This is a genomic window from Mumia xiangluensis, assembly GCF_010994095.1.
Classification (GTDB): Bacteria; Actinomycetota; Actinomycetes; order Propionibacteriales; family Nocardioidaceae; genus Mumia; species Mumia xiangluensis.
This window is the reverse complement of the sequence record NZ_WJYO01000003.1, coordinates 549,264-565,581: the sequence shown is the minus strand read 5'-3', so window position 1 is coordinate 565,581 and position 16,318 is coordinate 549,264. Positions and strand designations below refer to the sequence as shown.

Genomic DNA, 16,318 nt, shown 5'->3' with positions numbered 1-16,318 from the left:
ATGCTCGACAAGCTTCGGACCCTCACGATCAGCACGCCCTTCGTCGCCGTGCTCGTGTTCATCGTCGTGATCGAGCTGCCGCTGTTCGGACTGGATCTCTACTGGCAGCGCCAGGTGATGCTGATCGCGGTCTACACGCTCGTCTGCAGCGGCCTGAACCTCAGCTTCGGGTACGCCGGCGAGCTGGCCCTCGGACAGGTCGCGGTGTTCGCGGCGGGCGCCTACGTGGCCGCCATCCTGTACAACGAGGGCTACACCGACATCCTGCTCGCGATCGGCGCGGCAGTCGTGGTCGCGGCCGTCGCGGGGCTGGTCTCCGGCATCCCCGGACTGCGGCTGAGCCACTGGTCTCTCGCGCTGGTGTCGTTCTTCTTCATCCTGCTGATCCCCAGCATGGTCTCGATCTTCCACGGTGTCACCGGTGGCAGCGCAGGGCTCCCCGGCATCATCGGGCCGACGTTGTTCGGACGCGTGCTGTACGGGCCGGAGTTCTTCCAGGTGACGATCGCCCTGACCTTCATCTGGATGATCATCTTCCGGAACATGGTGGTGTCGCGCTTCGGCACCATCCTGCGGGTGTTGTCAGCCAGTCCGACTCTGACGGAGACGCTCGGAGGCTCGGTCTATCGGCTCAGGGTCCAGGCGTACGTCATCGGTGCGCTGCCGGCGGGCATCGCGGGCGTCTTCTACACCTACATGGCGGGGTTCATCAGTCCGGAATCGTTCACCATGACACTGACGATCGCGTTGCTCGCGGCCACGGTGCTCGGTGGAGCCGACAGCGTGTGGGGTGCGCCGGTCGGCGCAGCGATCCTCGTGCTCGGACCTTTGCAGGCCGCATCGTTCGAGCGCTACTCCGTTGCTGCATACGGCGTGTTCCTCATCGTGGTCGGGATCGCTCTGTCCGCCGGCCTCGCCGGCATCGCTCGCCGGGTGATCACGAAGCTCGATCGCCGCTACCTCGCCCGCCCGTCGCAGATCAAGAGCGTCGAGGCGGAGGCGAGCCTGGCGGTGCTCTCGATCCCAGGGCAGAGACTCGAAGTTCGCGGAGTGACCAAGGCGTTCGCCGGTCTCAAGGCGCTCAACGGCGTCGACCTGACGGTGGAACCCGGCACGATCACCGCGATCATCGGCGCAAACGGTGCTGGCAAGACGACGCTGCTCAATGCCGTGTCCGGTGTGCTGCACCCTGACGCGGGAACGATCCAGCTCGACGGCGTCGACCTCGTCGGACTCAAGGCCAACAAGGTGGCACGTCTCGGAGTCGGTCGCACGTTCCAGACGCCGCTCATCCCCAAGCGCATGACGGTCCTGGAAGTGGTCGAGACCGGAAGGCTCCGTCACGGTGGCCTCAACCTGATCGCAGCGATCCTGCGCCTGCCGGTCCACTACCGGGTTCGCCGCAAGGACCGCGAAGCCGCACTCGCAGCCTTGTCGTTCGCGGGCCTGGCGCACCTCGCGCACGAGGACGCACAGTCGCTCCCGCTGGGCACACGCCGGCTCCTGGAAGTCGTACGCGCCGTCGCTGGAGAGCCGCACGTCCTGCTGCTGGACGAGCCGGCCGCCGGCCTCGACGACGAGGGCCTGCGCGAGCTGGACCTCTTGATGCGGCGCACGCGCGACTCAGGCGGCACGGTCGTCCTGGTCGAGCACAACGTGCCGTTCGTGATGGAGACCGCCGACCAGGTCTTCGCGATGGAGCTCGGCACGGTGATCGCCTCCGGCCCTCCGGAGGTCGTACGTCGTGATCGGCGGGTCATCGACAGCTACCTCGGCCGTCGTGGCGATCCGTCCACAGAGGTCGTGTCGACTGCCGCGTCGAGCGCGGACGCCAACGAGACGGGAGCCGGCTGATGACGGTGGACAAGCACGTGGACGCTCCTGAGCTCGAGGTGGACAGCGTGAGCGTGGCGTACGGCGACCTCGTCGCCGTGTGGGATGCGTCGCTGGAGCTGCGGGCGGGCAGCATCACCGCGCTCGTCGGGCGCAACGGCGCCGGGAAGACGACCCTGATCTCGGGAGTGTGCGGGCTCCTCCCGCTGCGCTCGGGCAGTGTGCGGCTGCTCGGAGAGGACGTGACGGAGGTTCCCCCGTGGGGCCGGGTTCCCCGCGGGATGTCGGCGGTGCAGGAGGGCAAGCGAGTCTTCCGCGATCTCACGGTGCGAGAGAACCTGCTTCTCGGGCTCCGGGGCAACCGAGTGAAGCGTGCCCAGTTCGACAGCGCGCTGGCGGAGCTGTACGACCGGTTCCCGATCCTGGGGGAGCGCCGTGACCAGCGGGCAGCCGACCTTTCTGGCGGTCAGCAGCAGATGCTGGCGATCGGGACCGCGCTCGCGTCGCGGCCGAAGGTGCTGCTCGTCGATGAGCCGTCGTCGGGCCTCGCTCCGGTCTTCGTCGACGTGGTGTTCGAGTGCCTCGAGCGGCTGCGCGACGAGGGTATGGCGATCCTCCTGGTCGAGCAGCTGGTCGAGGAGGTGCTGGGCGGTATCGCCGACGAGGTGATCGTGCTCGAACGCGGTCGGGTCACGCTCCGTGACGCAGCTGCCAACCTCTCCGTCGATGACGTGGCGCGAGGCATCTATTCGTCGTGACGACGCCGCCAGGCGCTAGTGTCGGTGACCGAGCAAGACTGCGTAAGAGGCGGGTGCCACTCTCCCGCCGGAGAGGAAATCCATGGCTGGCAACGAGCGCGAGCCCACAACGGCGCGCGCCATGCCTCAGCCCCAGCGGCTCAACACCCCGAGTGTCGCGGAGGCGGTGGCGTCCCAGCTGCGTTCACGGATCCTCGACGGTGACCTCGTCGACGGGTCGGAGCTGCCGCCGGAGGCGACGCTGCTGGCGCAGTTCCCGGTCAGTCGGCCGAGCCTCCGTGAGGCCTTTCGCATCCTGGAGACCGAGGGGCTGATCACGGTCCGGCGCGGCAAGCGTGGCGGCATTCTCATCACGCACCCGCAGCCTGCCGGCGCCGCGTACCACGTCGGCCTGCTTCTGCACTCGCGGCACACCTCGCTCGCTGACCTGGCCGATGCTCGCAACCTCGTCGAGCCGTTGACGGCCGAGCAGGCCGCCCGCCGCCGCAACCATCGCAGGATCGGCCGGGAGCTGAGCGCTCTGACGCGTGAGGCTGAGGAGCAGCTGGAGGACGGCCTCAAGTTCACCGAGCTCTCGACCCAGTTCCACCACCACCTGGTCATGTCCGCCGGCAACGAGACGTTGCAGATCCTGGTCGGCGTCATCGAGGGACTGTGGAACACCCAAGAGCTCACCTGGGCCGCGTCGGCCGTCGTCGAGGGCCAGTACCCCGCGATCGCACTGCGGCGCGAGGTCGTCCGCGCTCATCTGCGCATCAGCGACGCGATCGAGCAGGGCGACGCAGACGAGGCACTCAGGCTGACCCGGGCCCACCTCAAGGCCACATCGCGGTTCGTCGCCTCGTCCGGTGGTGAGGTGCGCGTGCTCGACGAGCACGGCGGTCGGCGGCAGGTCCCGGTCCGGGTCATCACTCACGGCTGAAGACCGGCTTGGTCCGTTCGATGAAGGCGTCGATGCCGATGCGGACGTCGGGCCGGTCCATGTGCGCGGTGAGCAGGGCCTTCTCGAGATCGAGGCCTGCCGCGAGCGGACCGGCGTCCAGCCCACCCTTGATCGCCCGCTTCATCGCCGCGATCGAGGCTGGGCTGCGCTCGGCGAGCGTGCGGGCCATGTCGAGGCTGGTCGAGAGCACCTGGTCGGCAGGAACGACCGCGTTGACCAGGCCCGATGCGCGGGCGAGCTCCGGGTCGACCGGCTCGCCGCTGAACAGCATCCACGCGGCCAGTCGCGCCCCGACCATCCTCGGGAGCCGCTGGGACGCACCTCCACTCGGCATCAGGCCCCAGACCGAGTGTCCGTCACCGTAGTGGGCGTCGTCTGCGAGGACGACCAGGTCGCACGCGAGCGTCAGCTCGAACCCGCCGGCCACCGCCGCGCCGCGGACGGCGGCGATCGACGGCACCGGGCAGTCCGCCAACCGGTCCAGCACCCGTCTCCAGAGGTCGGCGTGGGCGCTGAGCTCTTCCGGATCGCTGACGCGCGCCCTGCCGGCGACGAGATCGGCGCCGGCGCTGAAGGCGCGGCCAGCACCCCGAACCACCAGACACCTGATGGTGCGATCCTCCTCGACCTGCGCGACGGAGGCCTCGATGTCGTGCAGCATCTGCGTGTCGATGGCGTTCAGCTTGTCGGGGCGGTTGAGGACGAGCTGGGCGACGGGACCGTCGGAGTCGAGGTAGGCGTGCGAACGAGTCATGAAGCGGCCACCTTCGGCAGGACCTCTGAGATCAAGGTCTGCATGACGCGTTGACGGTCCACGGGACCGTTCGCGGCGACTTGCAGGACGATCGTCTCTGCTCCTGCCCCGGTGAACTCGGCGATGCGGGAGCAGACGTCGTCGGAGGAGCCGAGAAGGAGGTACTGAGCGGCGAGCGGTGCGAAGTCCTGCTGATAGGTGCGGCTGACGTTCGCGGTGCCTGTCCGTCGTGCCCAGGCTGCGTCCTCGTCGGCGCAGACGAACGCGAAGAGCGCACCACGGATCGACGCGGGATCGCGTCCCGCCTCCTCTGCTGATCGTCTCGCCTTCAGCAGTCCCTCCGCGAGACGCTCAGGCGAGACCATGTACGGCATCCATACTCGCGCGACGCGTCCGGCGCGCCGCAGTGCACCATCGCCCCGTCCGCCGAGCCAGATCGGTGGACCTCCGTCCTGGACGGGCGGCGGATCGAGGGCCACGTCGTCCAGGACGGTGAACTCACCGTCGTACGAGACTCGCTCGCCGGTGAACAGCAGTCTGAGGACGTCGAGCGACTCGTCGAGCCGGCGGAAGCGCGTCGCGGGGTCCACCCCGGCGGCCGCGAACTCAGCCTCGTACTCTCCGCCGGCGCCGACGCCGAGATCGAAGCGTCCACCGGAGACCTGGTCGAGGGTCGTCGCGAGCTTGGCGGCCAGCGCCGCTGGATAGAGGGGAAGCAGGCTGACGCTGCTGAGGAGCCGGATCCGTGTCGTCGCAGCGGCGGCCGCTGCGAGCTGCACGTACGGGTTCGGGGCACCGCCGTGGTGGAACAGATGCTCGCCGACGGCCACCAGATCGAAGCCTGCGGCCTCGGCCTGCTCGGCCTCCGTCGCTACGAGGGCTGGATCGCTCAGGGTCAGGCCGATCGCCATGCCGCATCTCCTGTCTGCTCCCGGACACGTCGCCGCAGTTCGGGCAGAGGGTTGCTTGAACCCTCCTGGCTGATATAAATGATCTATATCATAAGCGACCGAGGGAGTGGATGTGGATCTCGATCTGGGCGACCCCGCCGATGCGCTTCGTGCCCGCCTGCGCGAGCTGCTGACGGAACTCCTCCCGGATGACTGGGCTGGGCCGTTCAGCGACGACCCCGAGGTTCGGCGTGTCGTCCGCTCCGTGCTTGACCGACTCGCCGACGAGCGCCTGCTCACCATCGACTGGCCCGTCGAGTACGGGGGCGCTGCCGCATCGGTGTGGGAGTCCACGGTGCTCCGCGAGGAGATGTGGGCCCACCTTGAGCCCCGCGGCCCGCAGTACATGGGGTTGAGCTGGGTCGGTCCAACCCTCATGGCATTCGGCACCGAGGCGCAGAAGAGGACGCATCTCCCGCCCATCGCGGCTGGGAGGCGGATCTGGTGCCAGGGATTCAGCGAGCCCGAGGCGGGGAGCGACCTCGGGTCGCTGTCGTTGCCCGCGACCGCCGACGACGACGGCTGGGTCATCAACGGGCAGAAGATCTGGACGTCGTACGCACCGATCGCAGACTGGTGCTTTCTCGCTGCCCGCACGAGCCATGACGTCCGCTCGAAGAACCGCGGCGTCACGATCTTCCTGCTGCCGATGGACCGTGCGGGCATCAGTGTCCGCCCGATCGCGTCGATGATGGGGGAGCAGCATCTCAACGAGGTCTTCTTCGACGAGGTTCGCGCGAGCCGCGCCGACGTGCTCGGGGAGGTCGACGAAGGCTGGCAGGTGATCAAGTACGTCCTCAACCACGAACGCGTCGGCATCCCGAGGTACGCGCGCGACGAGCGCCTGCTCGCCGAGCTTGCCGAGACCACCCGCGACGCGGACCCGGCCTCGCGCGCCGATTTCGCTCGCGCGCTGGTGCATGCCCGAACCGCGAGGCTTCTGAACCACCGTGCTATCGCCCTGCGGGAGCAGGGCGGGTTGACCGACCGCGCGGCGTCAGGTGCGCGGATCGCGTCGATCCAGCTCGACCAGGAGGTCGCCGGCCTGGTCCTCGACATCCTCGGCCCAGCCGGGCTGCGGCCAGGTACCGACGGGTTGCTCTCGCACGCTGAGGATGTCTACCGCTACGCCCGTTCGGCCACGATCGCGTCCGGAACCATCGAGATCCAGCGCATGCTCGTGGCTCGCTCCCTGATGCAGGAGGCCAAGCAGTGAACCGTGCGTGGGCACCAGAGGCGCGCGATCTCCAGAGCGCCGTACGGTCGTCGCTGGCCGGACTCGGGGGCGTCGAGCTTGCTCGTGCCGCCGAGGAGAAGGCGGCAGTGCGGGTTGAGCAGCTGCGACCCGCGCTGGAGTCCCTCGGGGTCCTCGAGCTCGATCCGTTGGGTGAGGAGGTGGAGTCGTCGGCGGCTGTGCTGGCGGTCCGTGCGTGCGGCGAGGTGGTCGCGCCGTACCCGGTCACTCGCGTCCTGTCGGTGCCGGCTGCGATGCGGCCCGGCGTCGACGCGCTGTACGTCGTCGACGGCTGCGCGGGCTTCTTGGAGCACGCTGACCTGTTCGAGCAGGCGATCGCGGTCGACGCGAACGGAGGGGGCGTGCGTCGCGCTGCCAACCGTTCTGCTGCTGTGCGCGCCCCGCTCGACCCCTTCGGTGCGGCCGTGGACCTCGTCGACGGTGCCGGTGGGGTTGCCGTGACCGAGTCGGCGGTACTGATGTCCTACGTGCTCGACGCGTTCTGGATCGCGGGTGCGCTGCAGACGGTCGCGACCGACGCGGCGCGATACGCCACGCAGCGTCGCCAGTTCGGTAAGGCGATCGCGACGTTCGGCGAGATCCGGTGGCGGCTCGCGGACATCGCCGTCGCCGTGGACGGCCTCGACGAGATGGCGACGTTCACCTGGTTCCAGGTCCGGCGAGGTCGTGCGAGCATCGCTGATGCCCTGGCCGTACGGCTGGCGATGCTGGAAGCCGCGGGCAGCGTGCTGCGCAACGCGCACCAGGTCCTCGGAGCCATCGGGCTGTGCGAGGAGCACGACCTGACAGTGGTCGACCGCCACGTGACGCCGACGTTGATCCGGCCGTTCGGGCAGGGCAGGACTGTGGCGCTGCTCGTCGATGCGATCGACCGCTTCGGCTACGGCGGGACCTTCGACGTGGCGCCGGGCGACGGTTCTATTCCAACCATCTAGTTGGTAGGGTACGCAGATGGACGACGAACTTGACCGGCTCCGTCGCGAGGTGCGGCAGCTACGTGACCACGAGGAGATCCGGCAGCTGCTCTTTCGCTACGCGCGAGGGGTCGACCGGGCCGATCTCGAGCTCATCCGCTCGGTGTACGCCGAGGGGGGCACGGATCACCACGGTCCGTTCGACGGGCCGGGGCACGACTTCGCCGGTGTCGTGGTCGACGGGGCGAAGGCGGTCTGGGATCACGTCGGCAACCACCACATCACCAACCACTACATCGAGCTCGACGGCGACCGTGCTCGCGCCGAGGTGTACTTCCTTGCCTGCCATCCTCATGCCGACAACGGCCATCCCGAGCTGGCCGTCATGTCGGGCCGCTACCTCGACGAGCTCGAGCGCCGTGAGGGCGCCTGGGGGATCGTTCGGCGCACGGTGATCTCGGACTGGACGCGCAACCACTTCGGTGGAGCCGAGTGGGAGAAGACGACCGAGCGCGGGGGCTACCCCGGCGGCCGCCGCGGCGGTGCTGACCCTTCGTACGAGTTCTTCGGGTGACTCGCGTGTCCGTGGACGACGACAACCGGATCGCGGTTCTGAGCCCGCACTGGAAGAGCTGGGCGGAGGCGGCCATCCGGCAGATGGCGCCAGGGTGGCAGGACATGACCGCCAGCCTCGGCAGCCTCCAGGACACGCTCGCCGGTGCAGTCCCGCCCGAGGATGTGGTCGAGGAGGCGACCGTGCTGATGGAGAGAGCACGCGCACTGCTCGAGCCGTACGAGGTCTCCGGGAGCGAGCAGATCTTTGGCCGTCTCCTCACCTCCGCGACCAGGGGGCAGACGTTCAGCCCGCCGTTGTGGGTCGACCGGTACGAGGACGACGAGCTGGCCGCGACGACCAGGTTCGGCAGGTTCCACGCCGGGAACAACGGCGTCGTCCACGGTGGAGCCATCGCCTTGATGTTCGATGATGCTCTGGGCGTCACCTCCGACCTCGGCGGGCGCGAGCGCTCCCGTACGGCGTCCTTGAAGGTCGACTTCCGCAGTCTGACCCCGCTGGACCGCGTCCTCGAGGTGCGGGTGCGTCTCACGCACCTCGACGGCCGCAAACGCACCCTGCACGGCACGCTGAGCGACGGAGGTCGCGTCTGCGCCGAGGCGACGGGACTCTTCATCGAGCTGCGACCGGAGCAGCAGTGAGCAGCCGGGTCGAGCACGGCGCGCGCCGACCGCAGCTCAGCGTCTCGGTACGCAACTACGCCGCGTCGGCGCCCGAGGACTGGCGGCACGTGCTGGATCAGGCGCGCGCCGCCGACGACGCGGGCATCGACCGCATCTACGTCAGCGACCACGTCGTCTTCGGCGGGGATCTCGGGGACTACTCCGATCCTCGGCGTGGGGGGCGAGCGAACGGTGCGCAGCCCACCGGCCCGGACGGTGAGTGGATGGAGGCGCTCACTGTGGTCTCTGCGATGGCGGCGGTGACCTCGCGGGTCCGGATCGGCACGAACGTGCTGGTCGCGCCGCTGCGTCCGCCTGTGCTGCTGGCCAAGATGGCCGCGACGATCGACGCGCTGTCGCACGGTCGCTTCGAGCTCGGCGTGGGGATCGGATGGCAGCAGGCGGAGTACGACGCCCTCGGCGTCGACTACGCGCGGCGCGGCAGCATCCTCGACGAGCAGCTGGCCGCCTGCCGCGAGCTGTGGACGGCTCCGGTCGCGAGCTTCGCCGGCGAGCACGTGACGTTCGAGGGCATCCACATGATGCCGAAGCCGGCACGCACGGACGGCGTGCCGGTGTGGCTCGGTGGCAGCGTGAAGCCCTTTGTCGCGCGCCGTCTCGCGCAGTATGCGCACGGATGGATCCCGTGGGGAGTACCCGCGGAGGACTACGCCTCGCACCTGGGTGAGATGCGGGCGCTCGTCGAGGCCGAGGGCGGTGACTTCGACCGGATCCAGGTCGCGTACGCGTTGCCGCCGCGGTTCACGGACGACCGGCAGGTCGACCATGACGCCCTCTTCGCCGATGTCGCGAGCCTCGTCGCCGTCGGTGTCACCGATTTCAGGTCGGGCCTGCGGGTGCCGCCGAGCTACGAGGCGGCGTACGAGATGTTCGCTGGGCTCGTCGCGGCATTCGACCGTGCAGCCGCGCACTCGCCGCTGTCGGCTGACGAGGGCTTGCCAACCAACTAGATAGTTGGGTATACAGTGATTGACCGAGGCCGCGGCGTCTCGGCACGATGAGGGAGTCGGCGTGGACTTTGAGCTCTCCGCGGAGCAGCGCGACATCGTGGCCGCCTTCGACCGGGCGTTGTCGCGAGAGTCGTCGATCGAGCGGGTGCGGGCCGCCGAGAAGGCCGGCTTCGACCCGGATCTGTGGCGGGTGATCGTCGACATGGGGGCGCTGGGCGTGGTCCAGCCTGCCGGCGCCGGAGGATCGGGAAGCGGAGCGGTCGAGCTCTCGCTGATCGCGGAGAGCCTCGGACGGCACCTCGGCTGCGTCCCGCTCGTCGAGGCGGCAGCAGCAACAGTTCTTCTGGCCGAGAGCGGGGTCCCGGTCGCGAGTGGATCCGCCGGTGACGGTCTCATCGTGTTCGCGCCGCGACCCGCACAGGGTGGCGTCGCGCAGGTGACGGCCGGTGCTGCGGCGGCCGAGGGGATCGTCGTCCTGGACGGGGCCGACCTCGTCCTCGCCATAGGAGCGGTCGCCGAGCCCGTGGACGACCTCGGGTTCACCGGTGCCGCTTCCGTGCGCCTGGACGAGCCCGGCGTCGAGCGGACGGTGCTCGCGCGCGACGAGGAGGCGTACGCATCGTGGCTTGGCGGCGTGGCCCGGTGGCACGCGGGCACGGCCGCGGTGCTCGTGGGGATCGCCGAAGAGGCCCTCCGGGTCGCCGTCGAGTACGCGACCGTGCGCGAGCAGTTCGGGGTGCCCATCGGGTCCTTCCAGGCGATCCAGCACACCCTGGCAGAGGTGGCCATCGAGGTGGACGGGGCACGGCTGCTCTCGCGGGCCGCCGCATGGAGCCTCGACCACGCCGAGCCCGACCGTGGCGGCGTGGCGACGGCGGCGTACGCCTTCGCGAGCGACGTCGCGGTCCGCGCGGCGGAGGCGTGCCTGCACGTCCACGGCGGCTACGGCTTCACGCTCGAGTACGACGCGCAGCTCTTCCTGCGGCGAGCCAGGGCGTTGCGACTCCACGGCGGAGACCCCGAGCAGCTCTGGGAAGCGGTCGGCGCGGCGACGATGGCAAAGGCACAGTGATGGACTTCGGAACCGACGACCACGCCGAGGCGCTTCGTACGGAGGTCCGTGCCTTCGCCGCGGAGCACCTCACTCCCGCGGTCCGCGCACGCGTGGCCGAGTCTGGCAACTATCACGACGACGCGTTCCACCAGGCGATGGCGGACCGGGGCTGGGTCGGCGCGCACTGGGATCCCGAGGACGGCGGTCGGGGCTGGCCGCGGGCGTACAGCGACGTGGTCTACGAGGAGCTCGCCGCCGCGGGCGCCCCCGTCGAGGGGCTGGCGATCACGCAGATCATCGGCGAGGCGATCCGCCGGGTGGGGACGCCGGAGCAGAAGGCGCGCTTCCTGCCGTCGATCTGCCGCGGCGAGGTTCTGCTCGCGCTGGGCTACAGCGAGCCGGCGTCGGGGTCCGACCTGGCCTCGGTCCAGACCCGGGCCGTCCGCGACGGCGACGGCTGGGTGATCGACGGCCAGAAGATCTTCACGACCGCCGGCAGCATCGCCGACCACGTCTTCCTGCTTGCACGGACCGACCCGACGGTCCCCAAGCACGCCGGTCTCACGCTCTTCCTCGTTCCCACCGACGATCCCGGCTTCTCGGCGGCGCCGATCTTCACCCTGAGCGGCCAGCGGACCAACACGACGTACTACTCCGACCTCCGCGTCGACGACACGGCTCGGCTCGGCGCGGAAGGGGCCGGATGGGAGATCGTCAACGTCGCCCTCGCGTTCGAGCGGGGCGGTGAGTTCGCCGCCCAGCTGCGGCGACTCGTCGAGGCGGCCGTCGCCTGGGCGCGGACGGGCGACCACGGCACCGATCCGCGGTTCCTGGCGCGGCTCGGACGTGCCGCGACGTCCGCGGAGGTCGCCCGGCTGCTCGGGGCGTACGCCTCGTGGTCCCGCGAGACCGCCCGCGCCGGTGCGGTCGAGGGCACGATCGCGAAGGTGTACGGCACGGAGGCCCTCCAGCGCGCGAGCAGCGCACTGCTCGACGGCGCCGGTGTCGAGGGCCTCGCGAGCGACCGTACGAACGAGTCGCCGGCCGCCGAGCTGCAGCACCTCTACCGCGAGTCCCAGATCGCCACCATCTACGGCGGCACCTCCGAGGTGCTCAAGACCGTCGTCGCCCAGCAGCGGCTGGGACTGCCGCGCCCCCCTCGTTCGTCGTCGCGCTGACGGCACCCCCAACCGGCTCGATCCCGCAGGAGGAACCACCATGGCTGCCGAGGTCCACGAGAACATCGCGACCGTCTGGGAGACGATCGCCGAGGTGCTGCCCGACGCGCTCGCCCAGGCGCACGGCGACCGTCGCTTCACCTGGTCCGCGTTCGAGCGGCGCGCCAACGGCGTGGCCCGCACCCTGCTCGATCCGCGCGCCAGCAAGGACGACCGGGTGGCGCTCTTCCTCCGGAACAGCCCGGAGTACCTCGAGGTCCAGCACGCGGCCTTCAAGATCGGCATCCCGGCGATCAACACGAACTACCGTTACCGCGACGAGGAGCTGCGCTACCTCTTCGACGACGCGGACGTCACGTCGGTCGTCTTCCACGGCTCGTTCACGGAGACCATGTCCTCCTTGCGGCCGGAGCTGAGCAACGTCCGTCAGTACCTCCACGTCGACGACGGCACGGAGGCCTGCCCCGACTGGGCGGTCCCGTACGAGCAGGCCGCAGCTGCTGATGCCGGCCAGGTCCGCTCCGCGTGGGGCCGTTCGGGCGACGACCTCTTCCTCCTCTACACCGGCGGCACCACGGGCATGCCCAAGGGCGTCATGTGGCGCGTGATCGACATGCTCCGTCAGATCAACGACGTCGCGGGTCTTTCGTTCGACCTTGAGAACCTCGAGGCGAGCATCCGAGGCACCCTCGTCGAGCCGGGGCCGGTCCACATCTCATGCAGCCCGATGATGCACGGCAGCGGCTGGTTCGGCGCGACGATGGCCATGCACAAGGGCGGCGCCGTCGCATCGCTGGTCGCGCCCTCGCTCGACCCCGCCGAGCTGCTCGACACGATCGACCGGCACCGAGTGCAGAGTCTGACCATCGCCGGCGAGGTGTTCGCCCGGCGGATCCTGGCCGCGCGGGCGGAGGATCCCGACCGGTGGGACGTGTCGTCGGTGCGCAACCTCCTGTCGTCGGGAGGCATGCTCAGCGAGGCGAGCAAGGAGGGTCTCCTCGAGCTCTGGCCCGAGGCGTCGATCCTCGACGGGTTCTCGTCGTCGGAGGGGTTCGGGATGGGGTGGTCCGTCGCCACGAAGGGCAACATCCCGCCGACCGGGAGATTCAGCCCGGGCGCGAACACGACGGTTCTCGACGAGGAGGGCAAGCCGGTCGAGCCCGGATCGGACGTGGTGGGCACGCTCGTCGTCGTCGGAAGGCTTCCCCTCGGCTACTACAAGGACCCGGAGAAGTCCGAGCGGACGTTCCCCGTCGTCGAGGGCGAACGACGGTCTGTCCCGGGTGACCGGGCCGTCGTGCTGGAGGACGGGACGATCCAGCTGATGGGGCGGGACTCGCTGTGCATCACCTCGGGTGGCGAGAAGATCTTCACCGAGGAGGTCGAGGGCGTCATCCTCGACCATCCCAGCGTGGCCGACGTCCTGGTGATCGGCCTGCCGGATCCGGAGTGGGGCCAGACGGTGGCGGCGGTCGTCAGCCTTGATCCCGAGGCTCCGGCGATCGGAGCCGACGAGGTCGTCGCTCACGTGAAGGAGCGGCTCGCGAGCTACAAGGCGCCGCGGCACGTGGCGATCGTGGAGACGGTGCCCCGCGGTCCGAACGGCAAGGCCGTCTACTCCGAGGCGCGGCGGATCGCCGAAGAGCTCCGTCAGCCGGCGTCCGCCTAGGGGACCGTAGGACGCGGAGCGTCGCGTGGCCTGTGACGAGGTGCTGATCCAGCAGAACGTGAACCTCTACGCGCTCGCCGTCGACGGCCGCCGCTGGGACCTGTTCGATCAGGTCTTCGCGGAGGACGTGCGCGCGGACTACGGACGAGGCGGGTACTGGTCCGACCGCGCGACGCTCGTCGCCGACTTCGCCCGCCTGCACGAGCGGTACGACCACACCCAGCACCTGGTTACAGGCCACGTCGTCCGGGTCGACGGCGACCGCGACCGTGCTGTCGCGTTCTCCCGGGTGTCGTGGCGCCTGGCCACCACGACCGAGGGCGGGTACGCCGGACGCGAAGGCGACGCCTGGTACGACGACGTGCTGCGCCGTACCGGTGAAGGCTGGCGGATTGCGGACCGTCGGTGCCGGATCACCTGGTCGCGAGCGATCGCTCCGCGGGGAGCGGGCGGTCCCGCGGCGCCGCGGGACGCCCAGCTCCACGCCGTCGAGCCGCGCCTGTGGACCTAGGGCCGCAGCACCAGCCGGCCGCGGGCACGACGGTCCTCGAGCGCACGCAACGCGTCCGCCGCGTCGTCGAGGGTGAGGATGCGGTCGATGACGGGCCGGAGGCGGGGGTGCTCGCGCATGAGGGAGACGAGACTGTCCCACTCCTCGCGCAGGGTCTCGGGCTGGTTGACGAGGTACGCGCCCCAGCCGACCCCGACGAGGTCGACCTGGTGCTCGAGTGTCAGACCGACGTCGATCGTCGGGATCGTCCCCGAGGCGAAGCCCAGCACGAGCGCCCGGCCGCCGGGCGCCATGCAGGAAAGAGACTGCACGATGCGGTCCCCACCGACAGGGTCCACGACCACGTCGACCCCGTGGCCTTCGGTGAGGGACTTCGTCCGCGCCGCGAATCCCTCGACCGGGACGACATGGAGCCGTGCGTCGACGATCGGCAGCGGGCTCGACGTGACGGCGACGACCTGCGACGCCCCGAGGGCGAGGGCGAGCTGGATCGAGGCCGTTCCCACACCGCCGGAGGCGCCATGGACGAGAACACGCTCGCCGGCCTGCATCCGTCCCCGCCTGCCGAGGCCGAACATCATCGTGAGGTAGTTCGCCGGCAGGCACGCCCCGTCCTCGAAGGTGATGTCGTCAGGCAGCGGCAGCACGCGCCCGCAGGGCACGCTGGCCTGCTCGGCGAACCCGGTGTAGCTGGAGCACACGACGCGGTCCCCTGGGGTGAAGGCGGAGCCCGACGGCGCGTCCAGGACGACGCCGGCGAACTCGCCGCCGAGGACGAACGGCAGCTCCGGGACCTCCTGGTAGCGCCCGTACGCGAGGAGCAGGTCTGGAAAGGTCACGCCCGCCGCCCGCACCTCGACCAGGACGTGGTCGGGGTGCGGGCGCGGGGTCGGCACGTCGCGCACGTGGACGCCGGCCGGTCCGGTCCGGTCCGTGACGAGAACGGCTCGCATGTCGCGTCCGGATCGCTCGCGCGCCCCGGCTCAGATCCGCTCGACGACGGTCGCGGTGCCCATGCCGCCGCCGGTGCACATGGTGACGAGGCCCGTCGTGCGGTCGCTGCGCTCGAGCTCGTCGATCAGTGTCGCCATCAGGATCGGCCCGCTCGCGCCGATGGGGTGGCCGAGGGCGATGGCGCCACCGTTGACGTTGACACGGTCGAGATCGACCTTGGCCTCGCGGCTGAACCGCAGGACGACCGAGGCGAACGCCTCGTTGACCTCGAACAGGTCGACGTCCTGGAGCGACATCCCCGCGAGGTCCGCGCACCTCTGGGCAGCAGGGCCCGGTGCGGTCAGCATGATGACGGGCTCGGCTCCGGCGGTGGCGGTCGCGACGATGCGGGCGCGTGGCGTCCAGCCCTGGGCCCGGGCGTACGCCTCGCTGGTGACGAGCACGGCGGCGGCTCCGTCGGCGAGTCCGGAGGAGTTGCCGGCGTGGTGCACGTGCTCGATCTCGTCGACCTCGGGATACGTCCGGATCGCCATCGCGTCGAACGGCTCGGCGTACCCCTCGAACGTCTCGCGCCCGAGTCCGCCGAACGACGGCTTGAGCCCGGCGAGCGCCTTGGCCGTGGTGGCGCGGGGGAGCTCTTCGTGGTCGAGAACGACCGTGCCGTCGGGCGCCAGGACGGGGACCATCGATCGCGCGAACCGGTGGTCCGCGATCGCCTCGGCCGCGCGACGCTGGGACTCGGCGGCGAGCGCGTCGACGTCGGTCCGCGAGAAGCCCTCGACCGTCGCGATCAGGTCGGCGGAGATGCCCTGCGGGATGATGGGGTAGCGCTCGCGCAGCCGCTCGTTGCCCGCGTCGAGCGTCATGCGGTCCGGCATCGGGTACTGCGACATCATGTCGACGCCGGCGGCGACGACCACGTCGGCCTGGCCGGACTCGACCATCATCGCGGCGGCGTTGATGGCCTGCTGGCCCGACCCGCAGGCGCGGTTGAGGGTGACGCCGGGGACGGTGGTGGGCCAGCCCGCGGCGAGGGCGGCCAGGCGTCCGACGTTGTCGCCGTGGGTGCCGACCGGGTTGCCGCACCCGGTGATGACGTCGGCGACGGTCGACGGGTCGAGGGCATTGCGGTGCTGCAGCTCGCGCAGCACGCCGGCGAGGAGCTCCTGGGGGTGGATGCTGCTGAGCGCACCGCCTGGCTTGCCCTTGCCTCGGGGGGTCCTGACGGTATCGACGATGACGACATTCTTCATGTCTCGGTACTTTACTGCCCGACTGGTTGGTTGGCTATACTTGGCGCCACGCGCGGCTCGGCAGGGTCGCCACGAGCTGGAGGAG

16 protein-coding genes are annotated in these 16,318 nt (G+C 70.1%); 12 read left to right on the top strand and 4 right to left on the bottom strand.

Annotated elements, in window-relative coordinates; all coding sequences use genetic code 11:
- From GH747_RS13045 to GH747_RS13035, 3 genes are all read left to right on the top strand, one after another.
- The gene (locus tag GH747_RS13045; protein WP_149769998.1) at positions 1–1,854 is read left to right on the top strand and encodes a branched-chain amino acid ABC transporter ATP-binding protein/permease; all 1,854 of its coding nucleotides are present in this window, start codon (positions 1–3) and stop codon (positions 1,852–1,854) included.
- Positions 1,854–2,591, top strand: a complete 738-nt coding sequence (locus GH747_RS13040) for an ABC transporter ATP-binding protein (RefSeq protein WP_149769997.1) — start codon at positions 1,854–1,856, stop codon at positions 2,589–2,591. The genes GH747_RS13045 and GH747_RS13040 overlap by 1 nt, the downstream gene beginning before the upstream one ends.
- Positions 2,592–2,712: 121 nt before the next feature.
- Positions 2,713–3,513, top strand: a complete 801-nt coding sequence (locus GH747_RS13035) for a FadR/GntR family transcriptional regulator (protein WP_163695585.1) — start codon at positions 2,713–2,715, stop codon at positions 3,511–3,513.
- On the opposite strand, the gene GH747_RS13030 is transcribed toward GH747_RS13035, so the two are convergent.
- Together GH747_RS13030 and GH747_RS13025 are read right to left on the bottom strand one after the other, a co-directional pair.
- Complete coding sequence (locus GH747_RS13030; protein ID WP_149769995.1) at positions 3,500–4,288, bottom strand: enoyl-CoA hydratase/isomerase family protein; 789 nt, start codon at positions 4,286–4,288, stop codon at positions 3,500–3,502. The two genes, GH747_RS13035 and GH747_RS13030, sit on opposite strands and share 14 nt — an antisense overlap.
- Complete coding sequence (locus tag GH747_RS13025; RefSeq protein WP_149769994.1) at positions 4,285–5,199, bottom strand: LLM class flavin-dependent oxidoreductase; 915 nt, start codon at positions 5,197–5,199, stop codon at positions 4,285–4,287. The genes GH747_RS13030 and GH747_RS13025 overlap by 4 nt, the downstream gene beginning before the upstream one ends.
- 112 nt (positions 5,200–5,311) lie before the next feature.
- On the opposite strand from GH747_RS13025, the gene GH747_RS13020 reads away from it, so the two are divergent.
- From GH747_RS13020 to GH747_RS12980, 9 genes are all read left to right on the top strand, one after another.
- The gene (locus tag GH747_RS13020; RefSeq protein ID WP_194842911.1) at positions 5,312–6,454 is read left to right on the top strand and encodes an acyl-CoA dehydrogenase family protein; all 1,143 of its coding nucleotides are present in this window, start codon (positions 5,312–5,314) and stop codon (positions 6,452–6,454) included.
- Positions 6,451–7,428 (top strand): acyl-CoA dehydrogenase family protein, encoded by a 978-nt coding sequence (locus GH747_RS13015; protein ID WP_149769992.1) that lies wholly within the window; start codon positions 6,451–6,453, stop codon positions 7,426–7,428. The genes GH747_RS13020 and GH747_RS13015 overlap by 4 nt, the downstream gene beginning before the upstream one ends.
- A gap of 16 nt (positions 7,429–7,444) precedes the next feature.
- On the top strand, positions 7,445–7,981 hold the full coding sequence (locus GH747_RS13010) for a nuclear transport factor 2 family protein (RefSeq protein ID WP_149769991.1): 537 nt from the start codon (positions 7,445–7,447) through the stop codon (positions 7,979–7,981).
- Positions 7,978–8,622, top strand: a complete 645-nt coding sequence (locus tag GH747_RS13005; RefSeq protein ID WP_149769990.1) for a PaaI family thioesterase — start codon at positions 7,978–7,980, stop codon at positions 8,620–8,622. The genes GH747_RS13010 and GH747_RS13005 overlap by 4 nt, the downstream gene beginning before the upstream one ends.
- Positions 8,619–9,614 carry a TIGR03619 family F420-dependent LLM class oxidoreductase gene (locus GH747_RS13000; protein ID WP_163695582.1) on the top strand — a complete coding sequence of 332 codons (996 nt, stop codon included), beginning with the start codon at positions 8,619–8,621 and terminating at the stop codon, positions 9,612–9,614. Before GH747_RS13005 ends, GH747_RS13000 begins: the two co-directional genes overlap by 4 nt.
- 61 nt (positions 9,615–9,675) lie before the next feature.
- The gene (locus tag GH747_RS12995; protein ID WP_163695579.1) at positions 9,676–10,686 is read left to right on the top strand and encodes an acyl-CoA dehydrogenase family protein; all 1,011 of its coding nucleotides are present in this window, start codon (positions 9,676–9,678) and stop codon (positions 10,684–10,686) included.
- On the top strand, positions 10,686–11,846 hold the full coding sequence (locus tag GH747_RS12990) for an acyl-CoA dehydrogenase family protein (protein ID WP_149769987.1): 1,161 nt from the start codon (positions 10,686–10,688) through the stop codon (positions 11,844–11,846). The genes GH747_RS12995 and GH747_RS12990 overlap by 1 nt, the downstream gene beginning before the upstream one ends.
- Positions 11,847–11,886: 40 nt before the next feature.
- Positions 11,887–13,515, top strand: a complete 1,629-nt coding sequence (locus GH747_RS12985; protein WP_149769986.1) for an AMP-binding protein — start codon at positions 11,887–11,889, stop codon at positions 13,513–13,515.
- A gap of 25 nt (positions 13,516–13,540) precedes the next feature.
- Positions 13,541–14,026 (top strand): nuclear transport factor 2 family protein, encoded by a 486-nt coding sequence (locus tag GH747_RS12980; RefSeq protein ID WP_149769985.1) that lies wholly within the window; start codon positions 13,541–13,543, stop codon positions 14,024–14,026.
- Here the strand turns inward: GH747_RS12980 and GH747_RS12975 are convergent.
- Both GH747_RS12975 and GH747_RS12970 read right to left on the bottom strand, forming a co-directional pair.
- On the bottom strand, positions 14,023–14,979 hold the full coding sequence (locus GH747_RS12975) for an NADPH:quinone oxidoreductase family protein (RefSeq protein ID WP_149769984.1): 957 nt from the start codon (positions 14,977–14,979) through the stop codon (positions 14,023–14,025). The two genes, GH747_RS12980 and GH747_RS12975, sit on opposite strands and share 4 nt — an antisense overlap.
- Positions 14,980–15,009: 30 nt before the next feature.
- The gene (locus tag GH747_RS12970) at positions 15,010–16,233 is read right to left on the bottom strand and encodes an acetyl-CoA C-acetyltransferase (RefSeq protein ID WP_149769983.1); all 1,224 of its coding nucleotides are present in this window, start codon (positions 16,231–16,233) and stop codon (positions 15,010–15,012) included.
- Between the last annotated feature and the right edge of the window lie 85 nt (positions 16,234–16,318).